At 74.8% G+C, this 19,613-nt stretch carries 20 protein-coding genes; 5 read left to right on the top strand and 15 right to left on the bottom strand.

The window, feature by feature from the left end; translation table 11 throughout:
• Positions 1 to 174: 174 nt before the first annotated feature.
• From BJ968_RS07155 to trpS, 5 genes are read right to left on the bottom strand one after another with little or no spacing between them, the layout of a single operon-like run.
• Positions 175 to 1,191, bottom strand: coding sequence for a substrate-binding domain-containing protein (locus BJ968_RS07155; protein WP_179750485.1), 1,017 nt, complete (start codon positions 1,189 to 1,191; stop codon positions 175 to 177).
• Between the two features lie 26 nt (positions 1,192 to 1,217).
• Entirely contained in the window at positions 1,218 to 1,466 is a 249-nt protein-coding gene (locus BJ968_RS07160) for an SCO4848 family membrane protein (RefSeq protein ID WP_179750487.1), read from the bottom strand.
• Positions 1,467 to 1,513: 47 nt separating this feature from the next.
• Positions 1,514 to 2,596 (bottom strand): YhjD/YihY/BrkB family envelope integrity protein, encoded by a 1,083-nt coding sequence (locus BJ968_RS07165; protein ID WP_179750489.1) that lies wholly within the window; start codon positions 2,594 to 2,596, stop codon positions 1,514 to 1,516.
• A 15-nt stretch (positions 2,597 to 2,611) separates the two neighbouring features.
• Positions 2,612 to 3,139 (bottom strand): 2'-5' RNA ligase family protein, encoded by a 528-nt coding sequence (locus BJ968_RS07170; RefSeq protein WP_179750491.1) that lies wholly within the window; start codon positions 3,137 to 3,139, stop codon positions 2,612 to 2,614.
• Complete coding sequence (gene trpS, locus BJ968_RS07175) at positions 3,136 to 4,200, bottom strand: tryptophan--tRNA ligase (RefSeq protein ID WP_179750493.1); 1,065 nt, start codon at positions 4,198 to 4,200, stop codon at positions 3,136 to 3,138. The genes BJ968_RS07170 and trpS overlap by 4 nt, the downstream gene beginning before the upstream one ends.
• A gap of 115 nt (positions 4,201 to 4,315) precedes the next feature.
• Between trpS and BJ968_RS07180 the strand changes: the two genes are divergently transcribed.
• From BJ968_RS07180 to galK, 3 genes are read left to right on the top strand one after another with little or no spacing between them, the layout of a single operon-like run.
• A complete protein-coding gene (locus BJ968_RS07180; RefSeq protein ID WP_343077877.1) occupies positions 4,316 to 5,092 on the top strand; it encodes a DeoR/GlpR family DNA-binding transcription regulator in 777 nt (258 codons plus the stop codon).
• Complete coding sequence (gene galT, locus BJ968_RS07185) at positions 5,089 to 6,222, top strand: galactose-1-phosphate uridylyltransferase (protein WP_179750497.1); 1,134 nt, start codon at positions 5,089 to 5,091, stop codon at positions 6,220 to 6,222. The genes BJ968_RS07180 and galT overlap by 4 nt, the downstream gene beginning before the upstream one ends.
• Complete coding sequence (gene galK, locus BJ968_RS07190) at positions 6,219 to 7,424, top strand: galactokinase (protein ID WP_179750499.1); 1,206 nt, start codon at positions 6,219 to 6,221, stop codon at positions 7,422 to 7,424. Before galT ends, galK begins: the two co-directional genes overlap by 4 nt.
• 69 nt (positions 7,425 to 7,493) lie before the next feature.
• Here galK and BJ968_RS07195 read toward each other — a convergent pair whose 3' ends face one another.
• The 4 genes from BJ968_RS07195 to BJ968_RS07210 are packed head-to-tail and all read right to left on the bottom strand — an operon-like array spanning position 7,494 to position 10,970.
• The gene (locus BJ968_RS07195; protein WP_179750501.1) at positions 7,494 to 8,222 is read right to left on the bottom strand and encodes an ABC transporter permease; all 729 of its coding nucleotides are present in this window, start codon (positions 8,220 to 8,222) and stop codon (positions 7,494 to 7,496) included.
• Positions 8,219 to 9,157, bottom strand: a complete 939-nt coding sequence (locus BJ968_RS07200) for an ATP-binding cassette domain-containing protein (RefSeq protein WP_179750503.1) — start codon at positions 9,155 to 9,157, stop codon at positions 8,219 to 8,221. Before BJ968_RS07200 ends, BJ968_RS07195 begins: the two co-directional genes overlap by 4 nt.
• Positions 9,154 to 10,035, bottom strand: coding sequence for a hypothetical protein (locus BJ968_RS07205; RefSeq protein ID WP_179750505.1), 882 nt, complete (start codon positions 10,033 to 10,035; stop codon positions 9,154 to 9,156). The genes BJ968_RS07200 and BJ968_RS07205 overlap by 4 nt, the downstream gene beginning before the upstream one ends.
• Positions 10,032 to 10,970 (bottom strand): ATP-binding cassette domain-containing protein, encoded by a 939-nt coding sequence (locus tag BJ968_RS07210; protein ID WP_218884897.1) that lies wholly within the window; start codon positions 10,968 to 10,970, stop codon positions 10,032 to 10,034. Before BJ968_RS07210 ends, BJ968_RS07205 begins: the two co-directional genes overlap by 4 nt.
• An 82-nt stretch (positions 10,971 to 11,052) precedes the next feature.
• On the opposite strand from BJ968_RS07210, the gene BJ968_RS07215 reads away from it, so the two are divergent.
• Positions 11,053 to 12,330, top strand: a complete 1,278-nt coding sequence (locus BJ968_RS07215) for an FAD-dependent oxidoreductase (protein ID WP_218884899.1) — start codon at positions 11,053 to 11,055, stop codon at positions 12,328 to 12,330.
• A 19-nt stretch (positions 12,331 to 12,349) separates the two neighbouring features.
• On the opposite strand, the gene BJ968_RS07220 is transcribed toward BJ968_RS07215, so the two are convergent.
• The 6 genes from BJ968_RS07220 to BJ968_RS07245 all read right to left on the bottom strand — a co-directional run bounded on the left by BJ968_RS07220 (position 12,350) and on the right by BJ968_RS07245 (position 18,574).
• A complete protein-coding gene (locus tag BJ968_RS07220; protein ID WP_179750507.1) occupies positions 12,350 to 12,922 on the bottom strand; it encodes a hypothetical protein in 573 nt (190 codons plus the stop codon).
• A gap of 10 nt (positions 12,923 to 12,932) precedes the next feature.
• Positions 12,933 to 14,081 carry an alcohol dehydrogenase catalytic domain-containing protein gene (locus BJ968_RS07225; RefSeq protein ID WP_179750509.1) on the bottom strand — a complete coding sequence of 383 codons (1,149 nt, stop codon included), beginning with the start codon at positions 14,079 to 14,081 and terminating at the stop codon, positions 12,933 to 12,935.
• A 110-nt stretch (positions 14,082 to 14,191) separates the two neighbouring features.
• Positions 14,192 to 15,016: an exodeoxyribonuclease III gene (locus BJ968_RS07230; protein WP_179750511.1), complete on the bottom strand. Its 825-nt coding sequence runs from the start codon at positions 15,014 to 15,016 to the stop codon at positions 14,192 to 14,194.
• A gap of 49 nt (positions 15,017 to 15,065) precedes the next feature.
• The gene (locus BJ968_RS07235) at positions 15,066 to 15,953 is read right to left on the bottom strand and encodes a bifunctional methylenetetrahydrofolate dehydrogenase/methenyltetrahydrofolate cyclohydrolase (RefSeq protein WP_179750513.1); all 888 of its coding nucleotides are present in this window, start codon (positions 15,951 to 15,953) and stop codon (positions 15,066 to 15,068) included.
• Entirely contained in the window at positions 15,950 to 17,248 is a 1,299-nt protein-coding gene (gene glyA, locus BJ968_RS07240; protein ID WP_343077878.1) for a serine hydroxymethyltransferase, read from the bottom strand. Before glyA ends, BJ968_RS07235 begins: the two co-directional genes overlap by 4 nt.
• A 192-nt stretch (positions 17,249 to 17,440) precedes the next feature.
• On the bottom strand, positions 17,441 to 18,574 hold the full coding sequence (locus BJ968_RS07245; protein WP_179750515.1) for an isochorismate synthase: 1,134 nt from the start codon (positions 18,572 to 18,574) through the stop codon (positions 17,441 to 17,443).
• On the opposite strand from BJ968_RS07245, the gene purU reads away from it, so the two are divergent.
• Entirely contained in the window at positions 18,568 to 19,455 is an 888-nt protein-coding gene (gene purU / locus BJ968_RS07250) for a formyltetrahydrofolate deformylase (protein ID WP_218885601.1), read from the top strand. The two genes, BJ968_RS07245 and purU, sit on opposite strands and share 7 nt — an antisense overlap.
• Positions 19,456 to 19,613: the final 158 nt, after the last annotated feature.

Genomic DNA, 19,613 nt, shown 5'->3' on the forward strand with positions numbered 1-19,613 from the left:
GGGAGAACTCCTCGGGCCTCGCCGGAGCGGCGGATCGACGGTGATCAGGGGTCCGTGAGAGCGCTCTCACGATGGGGCTGTCTCCGTGAGAGCGCTCTCAAGGGATGCCCACAGCATCGACCCGGAGGGTTCCCCGTGTCAACGCCTCAGGACCGGCACCTCAGGACCGGCGCCTCAGGACGTGGCGCGTTCGACGAGCTGGGTCGGGACCACGACGTCGGCCACCCCGGGCGCCCCGTCGACCAGGGCCAGCAGCAGGCCCGCCAGCTCCCGCCCCATCTCCACCACCGGCTGGCGCACCGTCGTCAGCGGCGGCGTCGCGGCCGCGGCCAGCGGGGCGTCGTCGAAGCCGACGACGCGCACCTGCCCGGGCACGGCCCGCCCGGCCGCCGCCAGCGCCTGCAGCGCTCCCGCGGCCATGAGGTCGTTGGCCGCGAACACCCCGTCCAGGTCCGGCCAGCGCTCCAGCAGCACCCGCGTCGCGGCCCGGCCGCCGTCGGCCGTGAAGTCGCCCACCTCGGCCAGCCCCGCGCTGAAGCGGCGGTGCTGGGCCCGCAGCTCGGTGCGGAAGCCCGCCAGCCGCTCCTGCCCCACGCGCATGTCCATCGGCCCGGCCACGGTGACGACCCGCCGGCAGCCGCGCTCGAGCAGGTGGCGGGTCGCGGTGCGCGCCCCGCCGACGTTGTCGGCCGAGACGAACGGCACCGTGCTGCCCTCGTCGTAGGGGCGCCCGGACAGCACCACCGGGATGCCGGCGTCCTGCAGGTGCTGCGGCAGCGGGTCCGGCCCGTGCACCGAGACCAGGATCGCCCCGTCGACGTGCCCGCCGCGGGCGTAGCGCTCGAAGCGCTCGCGCTCGCGCTCGGTCGAGAGCACCACCAGGACGAGCTGGACCTCCCGCTCGGCGAGCCGGGCCTGAGCCCCGCTGAGGACCAGCGGGAAGTAGGAGTCGGCGAAGAACCGCTCGACCGGCTCGACGACGACCAGCGCCACCGACCCGGTGCGGCGGGTCACCAGCGAGCGCGCCGCCTGGTTGGGCACGTAGGCCAGCTCCGCGGCGGCCCGCAGCACCGCCTCCCGCGCCGCGTCGCTGACCCGGCCGTACCCGGCCAGGACGCGCCCGGCCGTGGCCCGGGACACCCCCGCGCGCGCCGCGACGGAGTTCAGGGTCGGCGCGCTCGGGCTCGGCACGGTGTCTCCCGCTGGTCGTCCGTCGGTCAGTGGCCGCCGGGGCGGCGGGCCGATCCTCGCAGACCGCGCAGCCCGCGGACGCCGATGACGGCGATCGCCGTCCCCAGCACCAGGCTCACGACGACGAGCACGAGGTGGACGAGGAGGAACGGCTGGGCGCCGTCGTCGAACGAGCGCGGGTCGCCCCAGATGTTGCGCAGGAAGTTGGGCCAGATGAACCAGCTCCAGACGCCGAACAGGACGAGGAACCAGCTGACGGGCTTCGACAGGACCACGGGGCGATCCTCCCACCCCGGGACCGGCGGCCGGCGCGGCCGCCTCGTCAGCGGCCGCTGCGGCGCACCAGCTTCAGCGCGCTCGCCCCGACGACGCCCAGGACGACCCCGGACAGGAACGGGACGCGGCGCCGCGGCGCGCCGGGGCGCAGGTCGTCCGGCACCTCCGGCCCCAGCGGCACGGCGAGCCGGGCCTGGGCCATGAGGTCGGGGTGCAGGGAGCCGTTGTCCTCGGCCCGGACGGCGGCCAGGGCCGCGGCCAGCAGCACGAGGCGGCCGATGAGGTTCATGAGGACCAGCAGCACCACCAGGGTGACGGCCGAGCCGACGAAGGCCCCGCCGTCGGCGCTGCGGCTGGCGATGGTCGTGCCGAACTGCTTGAGGACGCCGATGCCGATGCCGCCCAGGACGGCGCCCTGCAGCAGGTCCCGCAGGGGCACGTCGGCCCCGGGCAGGAAGCGGAAGACGGCCAGGAAGGTCAGGGTGTCGATGACGAACGAGACCGCGAAGCCGAGCGCGGCCAGCAGCCAGCGCGACCAGGTGGAGGGCTCGAAGCCCATGGCGTCCAGCAGGAACTCCCCCGCCGCGTTGGTCGCCACGACCGAGACGACGGACAGCAGCACCCCGGAGCCGATGATGGCCATGCCGCCGAGGTCGCGCAGCTTGACGACGGCGAAGTTGCCGCCGCCGGAGTCCTCCCCGAAGACCGCCCGCACGCCCTGGCGCATGCCGTCGACCCAGCCGATGCCGGTGAACAGCCCGGTGGCCACGGACACCAGCAGCGTCCACGTGAGCGTCGTGGAGTTGAGGTAGTCGTCGATGTAGATGCCGTTGCCGCCGCCCCCGGCGGGGCTGGACCCCTCGTGGACGAGGCCGGGCACGTAGTCGTTGAGGCCCGCGACGAGGTTGCGCACGACCCAGTCCCGCAGCTCGGGGGTGCCCTGCATGACGAAGCCGGTCAGGGTCAGTGCGACCGCGAGCGCGGGGAAGATCGAGAAGAAGGCGAAGTAGGCGACGCCGCCGGCCAGGACGTTGCCGCGCGCGTCGCCGTACTTCTTCCACGCCCGCGCCGGCAGCGTGCGCTGGACGGTTCCCACGGCGCTCTTGGCCTGGTCGATGGCGCCGCTCACGTCGGGCCACACCCCTCACTGCAGGAAGGTGAAGTCCTCCCGTGGCCGCCAGACGCCGTCGGCGCCGTGCTCGTAGAGGCTGAACCCCTTCACGGTGAAGGTCGCCTCCCAGTCGCGCAACACGAGTTCGGCGCGGTCCAGCGACTCCTCGTCGACGTCGTGGGCGACGGTGACGTGGGGGTGGAACGGGAAGTTGATCTCCGCCGCGAGCGGGCCGGTGCGGATGGCGGCCTGCAGGAGCTCGCACTCGGAGATGCCGCGGGCGAGCTGGATGAAGACGACGGGCGAGACGGGGCGGAAGGTCGCCGTGCCGCGCAGGTGCACGTCGAACGGCGTCCCCGTCGCGGCCGTGGCCGCGAGGTGGTCGCGGGCGGCGTCGAGGTCGGCGTCGGCCAGCTCGAAGGGCGGCAGGAGGGTGATGTGCGGGGGGATGGCGTGCGCGAGGGGGTCGCCGAACTCGCCGCGCCAGGCCGTCAGCTCCGAGGCGTGCGGTTCGGGCACCGGGATGGAGACCCCGATGACCTGGACCCGTCCTGACGTCACCGGCCCCGTCCACCAGCGCGGCCGACGAGGCCGACCTTGTCGTACACCGTGGCCAGCGTGCGCTCGGCGATCTCGTTGGCGCGGTCGGCGCCGGCGGCCAGCAGCTCGTCGAGGGCGCCGGGGTCGGCCATGAGCTCGGTGGCGCGGGCGCGGACCGGGCCCAGGGCGTCGGTGACGACCTCGGCGAGCTCCTTCTTCAGGTCCCCGTAGCCGCGGCCGGCGAAGTCGGCCTCCAGCTCGGCGATCGTGCGCCCGGACAGCGCGGAGTGGATGGACAGGAGGTTGGAGACCCCAGCCTTCTCCACGGGGTCGTAGAGCACCTCGCGGCCGGTGTCGGTGACGGCCGAGCGGATCTTCTTGGCGGTGACCTTCGGGTCGTCCATGACGTCGACGATGCCGTTGGGCGAGGAGGAGGACTTGCTCATCTTGGCCGTGGGGTCCTGCAGGTCGTAGATCTTCGCCGTCTCCTTGGGGATGAAGGGCTCGGGCACGACGAAGGTGTCGCCGAAGCGGGAGTTGAAGCGCTGGGCGAGGTTGCGGGTCAGCTCCAGGTGCTGGCGCTGGTCCTCGCCGACGGGGACCTCGGCGGCCTGGTAGAGCAGGATGTCGGCCGCCATGAGGACGGGGTAGGTGAACAGGCCGACGGTGGTGGAGTCGCTGCCCTGCTTGGCGGACTTGTCCTTGAACTGCGTCATGCGGCCGGCCTCGCCGAAGCCGGTGAGGCAGGACAGGACCCAGGCGAGCTGGGCGTGGGCGGGGACGTGGCTCTGGACGAACAGCGCCGAGCGCTCGGGGTCGATGCCCGCGGCGACGTACTGCGCGGCGGTCCAGCGGGTGCGCTCGCGCAGCTCGGCGGGGTCGGGGGCGACCGTCAGGGCGTGCAGGTCGACGACGCAGTACAGGGCCTCGTGGGTGTCCTGCAGGGCGACCCACTGCTTCAGCGCGCCGAGGTAGTTGCCCAGGTGCAGCGAGCCCGACGTGGGCTGCATGCCCGACAGCAGGCGGGGGCGACCCGACGCGGTGGTGACCTGGGTGACCGTGTGCGCTGCCTCAGCCGACATGCCCTCCATCCTGCCAGCCGCCGCCGGGTCGCCCCTCTCCAGGTTCCTGTGCGGTTGTGTTCGGTCCTGTTCGACCCTGGTTGACTTCGGGCGCGGGGCGGGGCATCCTCGTCCGGTGCTGGCCCATCAGCGGCAGGAGCTGATCCTCGACGCGGTCCGCGCGCACGGCGGTGTGCGCGTGGCCGACCTCGTCGACCGGCTCGGCGTCTCGGAGATGACCGTCCGCCGCGACATCGGCGAGCTGTCCCGGCAGGGGCTCGTCGCCCGCGTCCACGGCGGCGCCGCCGCCCTGGGCCGCTCCAGCGAGGAACCCGGCTTCGCCGCCAAGTCGACCCTGCGCACCGACGCCAAGCGGGCCATCGCCCGGGCCGCCGCCCGCTTCGCCGAACCCGGCGCCTCCGTCGCGCTGTCGGCCGGGACGACGACCGTCGCCCTGGCCGCCGAGCTGCGCGCCGTCACCGACCTCACCGCCGTCACCAACTCCCCCCGCGTCGCCGACGTCCTGCACGACGCCGGCCGGACGGTCGTGCTCTCCGGCGGCGTCCGCACCCCCTCGGACGCCCTCGTGGGCCCCGTCGCCCGCGCCTCGCTGCGCGCGCTGCACGTCGACGTCCTCTTCCTCGGCGTGCACGGCCTCGACGTCCGCGCCGGTCTCACCACCCCCAACCTGCTCGAGGCCGACACCAACCGCGCCCTCATGGACTGCGCCGCCCGCGTCGTCGTCGTCGCCGACGCCTCCAAGCACGGCGTCGTCGGGCTCGCCTCCTTCGCCGACCTCGACGCCGTCGACGTCCTCGTCACCGACGGGGCCCTCGACCCCGCCGACCGCCCCGCCCTGGCCGACCACGTCGGCGAGCTCGTGATCGCCGCCCCCCTGGAGGAACCCCGATGACCCACCCGTTCCGCAAGACGACGGTCGCCATGGCCGACGGCCGGGAACTGATCCACTTCGACGACACCGAACCGTGGTTGTCGGGCGAGCGCGTCCGCTCCGCCGTCGACCACCGGCCGCTGCCGCCCGCCGACGAGACCCTGCGCGGCGGTTCCCAGGTGCGGTTCGACCCCCTGACCGGCGACTGGATCGCCATGGCCTCCCACCGCAACGACCGCACCCTCATGCCGCCGCCGGACCAGGACCCGCTGGCCCCCACCGTCCCCGGCGGCTTCCCCACCGAGATCGCCGACTCCAGCTACGACGTCGTCGCGTTCGAGAACCGGTTCCCCTCGTTCTCGAACCGCATCGGCGGGCAGGCCGGGTTCCTCGACGGCGAGGAGCTGTGGCCCACGCGCCCGGCCGCCGGGCGCTGCGAGGTCGTGTGCTTCACCTCCGACACCCGCGGCTCGTTCGCGACCCTGACCCCGCACCGCGCGCGGACGGTGCTCGAGGCGTGGATCGACCGCACCGAGGCGCTCAACGCGACCGAGGGCGTGGAGCAGGTCTTCGTCTTCGAGAACCGCGGCGAGGAGATCGGCGTCACCCTCCCCCACCCGCACGGGCAGATCTACGGCTACCCCTTCGTGACCCCCAGGACCGCGACCATGCTGCGCCGGGCCCGCGAGCACCGCGAGGCCACGGGCCGCAACCTGTTCCGCGACGTCCTGGACGCCGAACGGCGCGCCGGGGACCGCGTCGTGCTCTCCACCGAGCACTTCACCGCCTACGTCCCCGCCGCCGCGCGCTGGCCCGTCGAGGTCCACCTCGCCCCCCACCGCGACGTCCCGGACCTGGCGGCGCTCACCGACGCCGAGCGCGCCGACCTCGTGGGCGCCTACCTGGACCTGCTCGGCCGGCTCGACCGGTACTACCCCGACGACCACCCGATGCCCTACATCGCCGGCTGGTTCCAGGCCCCCGCCCACGAGGGGCGCGAGGAGTTCCGGCTGCACCTGCAGGTGTTCAGCGTGCAGCGCGGCCCCGGCAAGGTGAAGTTCCTCGCCGGCTCCGAATCGGCCATGGCGGCCTGGATCAACGACACGACGCCCGAGAAGGTGGCGGCCCGACTCCGCGAGGTTTCCCAGTGAGCACCGAGTTCTTCGACGCCCCCGACCGTCCCGCGACCGCGACCGCCCTGGCCCGGGGGTTCCGCGACGCCCACGGGACCGACCCCGCGGGCGTCTGGTCCGCCCCCGGGCGGGTCAACCTCATCGGCGAGCACGTCGACTACACCGGCGGGCTGTGCCTGCCGCTGGCGCTGCCGCACCGCACGTTCGTCGCGCTGCGCCCCCGCACCGACGGCGCCGTGCGGGTCCGGTCCCTGCAGGAGGACGGCGAGGTGCGCCTGGACCTGGCCGACGTCGGCGAGGGCTCCCCCACCGGGTGGGCCGCCTACGTCGCCGGGGTCCCGTGGGCCATGCGCCGCAAGGGGTTCGACCACCCCGTCCTGACCGGCGGTTTCGACGCCCTCGTCGACGGCCACGTCCCCTACGGCTCGGGCCTGTCGTCCTCGGCGGCCCTGGAGTGCGCCGTCGCCGTCGCCCTCGGGGAACTGGCCGGGGCCCCGCTGGACGACACCGGCCGGGCCGCGCTCGCCGCCGCCTGCCAGCTCGCCGAGAACGCCGTCGCGGGCGCCGCCACCGGCGGCATGGACCAGGCCGCGTCGCTGCGCTGCCACGAGGGCGGCGCGATCCTGCTCGACACCGACGACGACACCGTCACCCAGGTCGCCCTCGACCTCGCCGGGGCCGGGCTGGCGCTGCTGGTCGTCGACACCCGCGCCGCGCACTCCCACGCCGGCGGGGAGTACGGCGCGCGCCGCGCCGACGTCGAGCGCGCGGCGCGGGACCTCGGGGTGCCGAACCTGCGCGCGGTCGACCCGGCCCGGCTCCAGGAGGCCCTGGACCGGCTCGACGGGGACGTGCTGCGCCGCCGCGTGCGGCACGCCGTCACCGAGATCGACCGGGTCCGCCGGACCGCCGACCTCCTGCGGGCCGGCCGGGCCGGGGAGATCGGGGACCTGCTGAACGCCTCCCACGACTCCCTGCGCGACGACTACGAGGTGTCCTGCCGCGAGCTCGACCTGACCGTCGACGTCGCCCGCGCGCACGGGGCCCTCGGGGCGCGCATGACGGGCGGGGGTTTCGGCGGGTCGGCCATCGCGCTCGTGGCCGCCGACCGGGTCGGCGCCGTCGCCGAGGCCGTCTCGGCCGCGTTCGCCGAGCAGGGCCTCACCGCCCCGCGGTTCCTGTCCGCCCTGCCCGCCGAGGGCGCCGCGCGCGACCTCTGACCCCGCGGGCCGGGCCCGGCCACCGCGAGGTCCCGCGGTGGCCGGGCCCCTGCGGTGACCGGTCCGGGCTCACACGTCCATGCGCTGCAGGCGCACGGCCGACAGGACCACGGCGACCACGGTGATCCCGGCCAGGACCAGCGACGCGCCCGTGACCCCCAGCGACGACACCGTCCCCAGCGGCACGTCACCGGGGATGGCCACGGAGGCCACCCGGCGCCCGTAGGAGCCGATCGACAACCCGCGCAGGGCCGGGGCCAGCCCGGCGAGGAACGTCTCCCACAGCACCAGGTACGCCAGCCCCGCCAGCAACCCCCGGCGGGTCAGCAGCGACAGCAGCAGGAAGAACCCGCAGTACGCCCCCGACGTGAGGACCGTCGCCAGCAGCACCCCGCCGACGACCCGCCCGGCCGGCTGGTTCACCGAGATCCCCAGCACCGCGCACGCGACGACGGCCGGCAGCGACACCACGACGGTCGCCGTCCACGCCGCCGCGAACCGCGCGAGGACGGTGTGCCAGCGGGGACGGGCGATGGCCCGCAGCAGCGGCAGGGTCCGGGCGTCGCGCTCGTCGCCGAACGCCCCGATCGCCAGCACCAGCGCCACGATCGGCACCACCAGGCCCGTCAGCAGGTTGCCCGTGAAGGTGTTCTGCACGCCGTAGCGGTTGGGGACGCTGGTGATGCCGATGACGACCAGCACCACGACCGCCACGACCACGGGCAGGACCGCGAAACCCGCCGTCCGCCCCCGCAGGAGGATGCCCCGCAGCGAGAACCCGTACAGCGTCGTGCTCATCGTCCCGCTCCCCTCGCCGCGCGCACCAGGTGCGCGAACACGCTCTCCAGGTCCTCCCCCACGCCCTCGACCCGCCGCAGGGTCGCCCCCGCCTCGCGGGCCAGCCGCGGCACCGCCTCGGCCAGCGCCACGGCCCGCGGCGCCTCCACGAGCACGCCCGGGCGGCCCGCGCCCTCGCGCCGCACCGACTCCACCAGCCCCTCGGCCAGGAGCCGGCCCGCCAGGTCCAGGACGCGCTCGCCCTCCAGCCGCACCGTGCGGGGACGGTCGACGAGCAGTTCCCGGATCCCCGCCGGTTCCCCCTCGGCGACCAGCCGGCCGTTGACGACGACCAGGACGCGGGCGGCCATCCGCTCGACCTCCGACAGCACGTGGGAGCTCACCAGGACCGTGCGGCCCTCGGCCCCCAGCGCCGCGAGCAGGTCCAGGTCCGCTCGCCGCTGCGCCGGGTCCAGGCCGTTGAGCGGTTCGTCCAGCAGCAGCACCTGCGGGTCGTGCACGAGGGCCTGGGCGAGCTTGACCCGCTGCCGCATGCCCTTGGAGAAACCCCCCACGCGCCGGTCCGCGGCGTGGGTGAGCCCCACCCGTTCCAGGACGGCCGCCGTCGCCGCGCGGTGGTCCCGCACGCGCCGCTGCCGCGCCAGGAACTCCACCTGCGTGCGGGCGGTGGCGTGCGCCCAGGTGGCCTCGCCGTCGGCGACGACCCCCAGGCCCGCGTTGACCGCCGGGTCCTGGTGCGGGTCCCTGCCCAGGACGCGGACGGTGCCCTGGCTGGGGCGGGTCGCCCCGGCCAGCAGCTGCAGCGCCGTCGACTTCCCCGCCCCGTTGTGCCCCAGCAGGCCCGTCACCCCGGCGTCGACGTGGACGCTGACGTCGGACAGCGCGACGGTGTCGGCGAACCACTTGCTGACGTTCTCCAGCTCGATGGCGCTCACGCGTCGCTCCCCCTGGCGTAGCGGCCGCCCAGGACGGCCAGCCCCCCGACGACGACGAGCACCCAGACCACCCACGCCAGCGAGCCGGGGTTCGCCAGGTCCTCCCCGGCCAGGTACGCGGCGAGCCGGACGGGCCCGCTGGCGGGGTCCAGCGCCAGCGGCCAGTCCTCGCGGGTGACCAGCGCGACGGCCCCCGTCAGCGCCGGCCCGACGAGCACGACGGCCAGGTAGCCGCCCACCGCGAACACGCGCTTGGCGGTCAGCGACCCGATCGCCAGTGCCAGGCTCGCGTGGAACAGCACCACGACCCCGGCGCCGCCGACGATCCCCGGCAGGTCGCCCAGGTGGTCGGTGAACCACGTCCACGGGGCGTCGGCCGTCGCGATGGACCCGACGAACAGCACCAGCAACGGCCCCAGCACGATGATCGCCAGCAGGGCCAGGGCCGCCAGGAACACCCCGGCGACGTACTCGAACCACGACAGCGCCGTCGCGAAGTACAGGGACAGCACGCGGTCGCGCCGGTCCCGGGTGAGCATCGAGGGGACGGAGGTGGCGACGAACGCCAGCAGCACGACGGAGTTCGTGCCCAGCAGCTGCGCGTAGCTGATGAGGTCCGTGGGCTGCACGCTGACCGCGGGCACCAGCAGCGGCACCGCGACCACCGCGAGCGCCGGCAGGTACGCCACGCCCAGCAGCAGGAACGGCCAGATCTTCGCGCTCGCGCTGCGCCGCAGGCCCAGCGGCCGGCGGATGCCGCTGGCCACGAAACTGGCCACGGCCGACCGCCGCGGTCGCAGGGCCCCCGCGAACCGCGAGTAGCGGATGTCGTGCAGCACCGCCCGGGGCGCCCCGCCCACCGGTCCCACCGGGTTCACCGCGTCCCCCCGGCCATCGCGTCGACGACGACGTCCTCGAGCCCGCGCGCGGCGGGGACGAGCCGTTCGACGCCGACGCCCCGCTCGGCGGCCAGGTCGCGCACGGCGTCCAGCGCGGCGTCCGGGCTCGAACTCATCCCGATGTCACCGGCCGGGGTCGGCGCGAGCCGCACCCCGAGGGGTTCCACGCGCGGCCCCAGCGCGGCGGCGAAGGCGCCGACGTCGCCGCTGACCCGCAGCTCGGCCGGGCCGGAGGGGTCGTGTCCGACGGTGACGGGCCGCTGGGCCGCGAGCGTCCCCGAACGCAGGACGACGACCTCGTCGCAGGTCCGCTCGATGTCGTCGAGGACGTGGGAACTGGCCACGACGCGGATCCGCAGTTCCGTCGACAACCGCCGGACGATGGTCAGCATCTCCTCCCGGCCCGCCGGGTCGAGCCCGGAGGTGGGTTCGTCGAGCAGCACCAGGTCCGGCCCGTGGACGAGGGCCTGGGCCAGTTTCGTCCGCTGCTGCATGCCCAGGGAGTACGTCCCCACGGGCCGGCGCCGTTCCTCCTCCAGGCCCACCGCGAACAGCACCTCGCTGGTGCGGCGCACCGCGTCGCGCCGGCCGAGGCCGCGCAGGCGGGCCAGCGACACGCACACGTCCTGGGCGGACATGTCGTTCGGCAGGCACGGGTGCTCGGGCATGAACCCCACCCGGCGCCGCACCTCCGCACGGTCCCTCACGGTGTCCAGGCCCAGGATGCGCAGGGTCCCGCGGTCGGGGGCGGTGAGCCCGAGCGCGGTGCGCATCAGCGTCGACTTGCCCGCCCCGTTCGCGCCCAGCAGGCCGGTCGCGGGCGCGGTCATCGACACCGTCAACCCGTCGAGGGCCTGCACGGCCCCGAACCGCTTCCCCACGTCGAGGCACTCCAGTGCCGCAGGTTCGTCCACAGGCCCATCTCAGCACCCGCCGGGCCCGGGTGCCTCCCCCCTTCGGCGCGCGAGGGGTCAATCCTTCGGGAACCATCACGAGGTGATCACTTCGACCGACGTCTGCGTCGTGGGTTCGGGTTCGGGCGGGAAGATGGTCGCCCAGGAGCTGGCCCGCGCCGGTCGCCGCGTGACCCTCGTGGAGCGGGGCCTGGTCGGCGGGTACTGCCCCTACCTGGCCTGCGTCCCCGCGAAGTCGCTGCTGCTGTCGGCGCGCGCGGGCCTGTCGTGGGTCGCGGCGCGGGCGGTGCGCGACGAGGCCTCCTCCCACCGCGACGACTCCGCGGCGGCCGCGGAGCTGACCGGGGACGGCGTGGAGGTCGTGCGGGGCTCGGCCCGTCGCGTCGGCCCGGGCCGGGTCGAGCTCGACGACCAGGTGGTGGAGGCCGGGGCGGTCGTGGTGGCCACGGGCAGCTCACCGGTCCGGCCGCCGCTGCCCGGCCTGGACGGGGCGCCGACGTGGACGTCGGAGGACGCGCTGGCCTGCCCGGACCTGCCGCGGCGGCTGGTGGTGCTGGGCGGCGGCCCGGTGGCGGTGGAGCTGGCCCAGGCCTTCCGGGGGCTGGGCAGCGAGGTCGCGCTCGTCCAGCGCGGACCGCACCTGCTGTCGGGGGAACCGCCGTGGGTGGGTGACGTCGTGGGCGCCGCGCTGGCCGGCGACGGGGTGGCCGTGCACACCGGGGACCCGGCCGCCGAGGTCGTCGACGGGCAGCGGCTGCGGCTGGAGTCGGGGGTGGAGCTGCCCTTCGACCGGCTGCTGCTGGCGACCGGGCGCCGGCCGGTCACCGACGGCCTCGGCCTGGCCGACGGGTGGCTGACCGACGCCGGGGCGCTGCGGACCGACGCCCGGTGCCGGGTCGTCGACGGGCTGTACGCCGTGGGCGACGTCACCGGGATCTCCCCCTACACCCACACCGCCAACCACCAGGCCCGCACCGTCGTCGCCGAGCTGCTCGGCCGGGGCCGGGACGCGGACTACTCCGCGGTCCCCCGCGCCGTCTACACCGACCCGACGGTGTTCTGCGTGGGCGCGACGTCCGGTGCGCGCTCGGCCCGGTTCGAGGTCGGGGACGTCGAGCGGGCCACGCTCGTCGGGCTGTCCCGGCGGCGGGACGTGACGGGCGCGGTGGAGCTGTTCGCCGACGAGGCGGGGGTCCTCGTCGGCGCGGCCTGCGTGGGCCCCGACGCGGACTCCTGGGGGGCCGAGCTGGCGCTGGCGGTCCGGGCGCGGCTGGACGTGGAGCTGCTGCGGCACCACGTGCGGGCGTTCCCGACGTGGTCGGAGGCGATCTTCCCGGCGCTGGAGGAACTGGGGACCTGAGTGCTGGGGTCCGGCGGTCCTACCGGGTCAGCCGCCGCACCACCGCCGCCCCCGCCACGGCCACCCCCGCCGCGGCGGCCACCCACGGCCCGGCCACCACGACCGGGTCGATCCACTGGTGGTGCGCGTCGACGCGGCCGGCCCGCGAGCCCACCGGGTGGTGGCCGGCTTCGGCCAGGACACCGCTCTCGGTGACGGGGTCGTCGGGGCGCCCGCTCGCCGCGGCCGTGAGCAGACCCTCGAACGTGTCGACGCGGTCGGCGGCGATGAGCAGCAGCCAGTGCGCGTTGCGGCCCTCGCTGAACCGGTCGTAGGCGAACCGCCGGATGCGGCCGGACACCCCGTGCAGGGGGGCGGTGGTGCCGAACACCGGCGGCAGGAACGCGTGCTCGACCGACCGCTCGCGCGGGCCGTACCCCTCCGGCTGGCGGTCGGGGAACTCCCAGTGCGCGCCGTAGCCGGCCGGGTCGAACACCTCCTGCGGGACGGCGGGGCGGTCCTTCGGGTCCAGGTCGACGCCCCAGCCGGGGATGCGGGCGCGCAGCTGCTCGCTCGTCTCGGGCAGCGGGGGTTTCTGGGGCCAGTACGCCACGGTGGCCTCCTCAGGCGGCGGTGGGGACGATGAGCGGCTTGACGATGCCGTCGAGCTTGGAGGAGAAGAGGTGGTACCCCTCCGCGATGTCCTCCAGCGGGATGCGGTGGGTCACGAGGTCGCGCGGGCGCAGGTACCCGTTGCGGACGTGCTCGAACAGGCGCGGCCACTGCCGCTTCACCGGGCACTGGTTCATCCGCAGCGTCAGGCCCTTGTTCATGGCGTCGCCGAACTTCACGGCGCTCGGGACCGGGCCGTAGGCTCCCATGACGGAGATCGTCGCGCCCTTGCGCACCGCGTCGATGGCCCAGTTCAGCGCGACGGGCGAACCGCCCTGCAGCTTCAGCTTGGTGCCGGTGACGTGCTGCAGGAAGTTGCCGTCCGCCTCGGCCCCCACGCAGTCGATCGCCACGTCGGCGCCGAGGTGGTCGGTGATCCGCTTGAGGTGGACGACGACGTCGTCGTGCTCGGCGAAGTTCACCGTCTCGGCGTGCGCGAACGTCCTGGCCTTCTCCAGCCGGTACTCCAGGTGGTCGACGACGATGACGCGCCCGGCCCCCATGAGCCACGCCGACTTCGCGGCCACCAGCCCGACCGGGCCGGCGCCGAAGACCACGACGACGTCACCCTCGCGGATGTCGCCGAGCTGGGCGCCGAAGTACCCGGTGGCCGTCGCGTCGGTCAGCAGGACGGCGTCCTCGGAGTGCATCCACTCCGGGACCTTGACGGGACCGACGTCGGCGAACGGCACGCGCACGTACTCGGCCTGACCGCCGTCGTAGCCGCCGGTGGTGTGGGAGTAGCCGTAGATCCCGCCGACGGCCGTGGCGTTCGGGTTGACGTTGTGGCAGTTGGCGAGCATCCCGCGCGCGCAGTAGAAGCAGGACCCGCAGGAGATGTTGAACGGCACCATCACGCGGTCGCCGGGGACGAGGTTGCGCACCGAGGGGCCGACGCTGTCGACCACCCCGATGAACTCGTGCCCGAACGTCGTCCCGACGCGGGTGTCGGGCATGAGCCCGTGGTACAGGTGCAGGTCGGACCCGCAGATCGCCGCGAGCTCGACGCGCACGACGGCGTCGTTCGGGTGCTCGATCCGGGGGACGTCCTTCTCCTCCACCCGGACCCGGTACGGCCCTCGGTACACCATGGCGCGCACGTGCCGCCTCCCGCCGCGGCCGTGGGCCGCCGTCGTCGACGGGCCGCCGGCTGGACCCTGGTGACCAGGGTGCTCCCGCGGGGCCGGGTGCGCCAGCGCTGGCGGCCGGGTCAGGCGCGGTAGGTCGCCACGACGGGGGCGTGGTCGGAGAACCGCTCGGCGTAGCTGGCGGCGCGGTCGGTCCGCACCGTCTGCAGCCGCTCCGCCAGCCCGGGGGTGACGAGCTGGTAGTCGATGCGCCAGCCGGTGTCCCGGTCGAAGGCCTGGCCGCGCCAGCTCCACCACGCGTACGGCCCGTCGACGTCCCCCGCGACGCGGCGCTGGGTGTCGACCCAGCCCAGGTCCCCGAACCAGTGGTCGAAGTGGGCGCGCTCGTCCTCCAGGAAACCGGCCTTGCCGCGGTTGCCCTTCCAGTTCCTGATGTCCCGCTCGGTGTGCCCGACGTTGAGGTCGCCCGCGACGAGGGCCTCGCGGCCGGTGTCCTGCGCGGCCCGGCCCAGCTCGGCCAGCCGCACGTCCATGGCGTCGAGGAACCGGTACTTGTCGTCCTGCTGCGGGCTGCCGACCTCACCGGAGTGCACGTAGGCGCTGACGAGGGTCACCGGCCCGATCGCGGTGTCGACGTCCACCTCGACCCAGCGGCCGGACGTCTCGAAGTGCGGGTCGTGGGCGAACCCGATGCGCACGGCGGAGAACTCGGCCCGCGTCGCGACCGCGACCCCGGCGCGGCCCTTGGCGGCGGCCTCGGTGTGGGCGACGTGGGGGTACCCCGGCAGGGCCTTGCGCAGTTCGTCGTCGGGGGCGCGGACCTCCTGCAGCAGCAGGACGTCGGGGTCGCGCTCGGCCAGCCACGGGTGCATCCCGCGGCGCACGGCGGCGCGCACGCCGTTGACGTTGACCGTCGCGACGGTCAGCAGCTTCTTCTTCGCAGGCACCCGCGGACGGTACCCGACCCCTCCGACGGGAGGGGCCGGGCACCCGTGCTCAGCGCAGGCCCGCGGCCCGTTCGGCCGACTCGACCACGTTGGTCAGCAGCAGGGCGCGCGTCATGGGCCCGACCCCGCCGGGGTTGGGGGCCATGAACCCCGCGACCTCGGCCACGTCGAGCGCGACGTCGCCGGTCAGCTTGCTCTTGCCGCTCGCCTCGTCGAACACCCGGGAGACGCCCACGTCGAGCACCGCGGCGCCCGGCTTGACGTTCTCCTTCGTGACCAGACCGGGGACCCCGGCCGCGGCGACGACGACGTCGGCCCGCCGCAGGTGCTCGTCGAGGTTCTTCGTGCCGGTGTGGCACAGCGTGACCGTCGCGTTCGGGTGACGCCGGGTCAGCAGCAGCCCGATGGGCCGCCCGACCGTGACGCCGCGGCCCACGACGACGACCTCGGCCCCGTCGAGGGGGACGTCGTGGCGCAGGAGCAGGTCGATGACCCCGCGCGGGGTGCACGGCAGCGGGGAGGTGATCTCCTCCTTCACCCGCAGCACCAGCCGGCCCAGGTTCGTCGGGTGCAGGCCGTCGGCGTCCTTGGCCGGGTCCACCATCTCCAGGACGGCGTTGGCGTCGATGCCCCGCGGCAGCGGCAGCTGGACGATGAACCCCGTGCAGTCCGGGTTCGCGTTCAGCTGGGCGATCTCGGACTCGATCTCGCCCTGCGTGGCGTTGGCGGGCAGCTCGACCTGGATCGAGGCGATGCCGACCTCGGCGCAGTCGCGGTGCTTGCCGCGCACGTAGCTGGCCGACCCCGGGTCGTCGCCGACCAGGACTGTGCCCAGGCCGGGGACGACGCCGTGCTCGCGCAGCTTGGCCACGCGCTCGGTCAGGTCGGCCTTGACGGCCGCCGCGGCGGCCCTCCCGTCGAGGACGACGGCGCTCACGCGAACGACCCGGCCGAGGGGTACAGCGGGAACTCGGCCGTGAGCTTGGCGACGCGGGCGCGCAGGGCGTCGGCGTCGAACTCCGGCTTGAGGGCCGAGGCGATGACGTCGGCGACCTCGGTGAACTCGGCCGCCCCGAAACCGCGGGTCGCCAGCGCCGGGGTGCCGATGCGCAGGCCGGAGGTGACCATCGGCGGGCGCGGGTCGAAGGGCACCGCGTTGCGGTTGACGGTGATGCCGACCTCGTGGAGGCGGTCCTCGGCCTCCTGGCCGTTCAGCTGCGAGTCGCGCAGGTCCACCAGGACGAGGTGGACGTCGGTGCCGCCGGTCAGGACGGAGATGCCCGCCTCGACGGCGTCGGGGGCGGTGAGGCGCTCGGCGACGATCTGCGCGCCCTCCAGGGTGCGGCGCTGGCGCTCGGCGAACTCGGGCGAGCCGGCGACCTTGAAGGCGACGGCCTTGCCCGCGATGACGTGCATGAGCGGACCGCCCTGCTGGCCCGGGAACACGGCGGAGTCGATCTTCTTGGCGTGCTCGGCCTTGCTGAGGATGACGCCCGAGCGGGGCCCGGCCAGCGTCTTGTGGACGGTGGAGGTCACCACGTCGGCGTGCGGGACGGGGCTGGGGTGCAGCCCGGCGGCGACGAGGCCCGCGAAGTGCGCCATGTCGACCATGAGGTACGCGCCGACCTCGTCGGCGATGGAGCGGAACGCCTCGAAGTCGAGGTGGCGGGGGTAGGCCGACCAGCCGGCGATGATGAGCTTCGGGCGCGCCTCCAGGGCGGTGGCGCGCACGACGTCCATGTCGACCCGGAACGTCTTGGGGTCCACGCCGTAGGCGGACACGTCGTACATCCGGCCCGAGAAGTTGATCTTCATGCCGTGCGTGAGGTGGCCGCCGTGGGCCAGCTCCAGGCCCAGGATGCCGTCGCCGCCGCGGATGAGGGCGTGCATGGCGGCCGCGTTGGCCGTGGCGCCGGAGTGGGGCTGGACGTTGGCGTGCTCGGCGCCGAACAGCTCCTTGACGCGCGTGCGGGCCAGCTCCTCGGCCACGTCGACGTGCTCGCAGCCGCCGTAGTAGCGCTTGCCGGGGTACCCCTCGGCGTACTTGTTGGTCAGGACCGACCCCTGCGCCTCGAGGACGGCGCGCGGGGCGAAGTTCTCGCTGGCGATCATCTCGAGGGTGTCGCGCTGACGGCCGAGCTCGGCGTCGAGCACGGCGGCGATCTCGGGGTCGACCTCGCTCAGGGGCAGGTCGGTCACACCGGGGGTGGTGGTGGGCTGGACGTCGGTCACGTTCGCTCCTCGTACGGCGGGCGGTGGTGGCGACGCGGAGCCCAGGCGGACGACCCCGTGAACGGCGGGCCCCCACCCGGCAGGACGACGGGCCCGTTGCCGCTCCCCGGTGGTGACCCACCTCGACGCCAGTCGCGGCCCGGCCAGGTTAGCCCAGCCGGGCGCACCGCGGCCACGAGCTCCACCCGTCCGCTACCGGGAGGTGGCCGCGTCCAGGACGGTGCGCATCTTGGCCGCGGTCTCGACGACCTCGGCGTCGGGGTCGGACCCCTCGACGATGCCCGCGCCCGCGAAGATGCGCAGCGTGCGGCCCTTCACCTCCGCGCAGCGCACCGCGACGACCCACTCCCCGTCGCCGTGGACGTCCTGCCAGCCGACCGCACCGGCGTAGCAGCCCCGGTCCAGGCCCTCGACCTCGCCGATGACCTCCAGGGCCGCCTTCCGCGGCGAGCCGCCGACGGCCGGGGTCGGGTGCAGCGCGGCGACCAGGTCGACCGACGTGGTGGCGGTGTCGTTGAGCAGCGCGGTGATGCGGGTCGCCAGGTGCCAGACCGCCGGGGTGGCCACGAGCTCGGGCTCGGGGGCGGTGATGGTCCGGCAGAACGGCGACAGCGCCTCGACGACCGCGTCGACGACGAACCGGTGCTCGCGGCGGTCCTTGTCGGAGGTCAGGAGGGCGTCGGAGCGGCGGATGTCCTCGTCCGGTTCGGGCGAGCGCGGGATCGACCCGGCCATGGGCCGCAGCAGGACGCTGGGCCCGCGGCGGCGCAGGAGCAGCTCCGGGGTCGCCCCGACCAGCCAGCGGGCCTGCCGGTCGGCGGGGTCGTCCAGCGGGACGGCGAGCGCCGTGGCCGAGGGGTTGCGGCTGACGAGCTCGGACAGCAGGTCGGGGATCGACCAGTCGTCGAGGGCCTCCAGCTGCAGGGTGCGGGCCAGGACGACCTTGTCGACCCGGCCGGCGCGGATCTGCGCCAGCCCGGCGCGCACGGCGTCGGCGTACCCCGACGGCGGGGGCACCGGGCGGCTGCGCGCCACGGTCACCTGCCCGCGCGCGCCGGGCAGCGGCAGGGGCAGCGGGCCGGGCGCCGTCCGGGCCGGGCCCAGGCGCAGGGACCCGGGCCGGGTCAGGTCGAAGGGGACGGCACCGGCGACGACGACGTCGGGGTCGGCGCGCTCGAGGGCCGCGGCGGCGCGGCGCAGCTGCTCCAGCCCCGAGCCGCCGGGCACCGGCGGGCGGGGCCCGGTCTGCACGAGGGTCGACTTCTCTCCGGAGAAGACGGTGGCTCCAGCCTGCACGGCGAGCGCTACCGCTTCGGGTTCTGACACGGGGTCAGCCTAGGCTTCGACGGGTGAGCACGCGCCCGAGGGTCCTGACCCTGTCCTGCCCCGACCGTCCCGGCATCGTCCACGCGGTGACGGGTGCCCTCGTCGCCCTGGACGCGAACATCACCGAGAGCCAGCAGTACGGGGACCCGGACACGGGGCTGTTCTTCCTGCGGGTGGCCTTCGACGCGTCGGCCAGCGAGGAGGCGCTGCGCGCCAACCTGGAGGTCGTGGCGCACCGGTTCGACGTCGACTGGACGCTGTCGGCGGCCGACGTCCCGCTGCCGACGCTGGTGATGTGCTCCAAGCAGGGCCACTGCCTCAACGACCTGCTGTTCCGGCACCGCTCGGGGCACCTGCCGGTCGACATCCGCGCGGTGGTCTCCAACCACACCGACCTGCAGCCGCTGGCGGAGTTCTACGGCCTGCCGTTCGTGCACGTGCCGGTCGTGACCGGCGACGCGGCGTCGAAGGCGGCCGGTGAGGCGCGGCTGCTGGAGCTGGTGCAGGAGCACGGCGCGGAGCTGGTCGTGCTGGCCCGGTACATGCAGGTCCTGTCCGACGACCTGTGCCGCAGCCTGGCCGGTCGCGCGATCAACATCCACCACTCGTTCCTGCCGAGCTTCAAGGGCGCCAAGCCGTACCACCAGGCGCACGCGCGGGGCGTGAAGATCATCGGGGCGACGGCGCACTACGTGACGGCCGACCTGGACGAGGGGCCGATCATCGAGCAGGAGATCGAGCGGGTCGACCACCGGGCCACGGCCGCCGAGCTGGTCCGGATCGGCCAGGACGTCGAGGCGCGGACGCTGGCCCGCGCGGTGCGCTGGCACGCCGAGCAGCGGGTGCTGCTGGACGGGCGGCGGACGGTCGTCTTCCGCTGAGGCCGCGCCGGTCGTCGCGCCGGTCGTCGGAAGGGGCGGCCGGGGCGGGCGTCACCGGGGGTCCGGGCGGTGTTCTCGTCACCGTTGCCGTTTCGTGCCTTGTCGTGATCGGCCACCGTCGGCAGACTCTCGTCACGTAGCGTGATCTTCCAGCAGCG

The sequence above is a fragment of the Kineococcus aurantiacus genome (assembly GCF_013409345.1).
In the GTDB taxonomy this organism is placed as follows: Bacteria; Actinomycetota; Actinomycetes; order Actinomycetales; family Kineococcaceae; genus Kineococcus; species Kineococcus aurantiacus.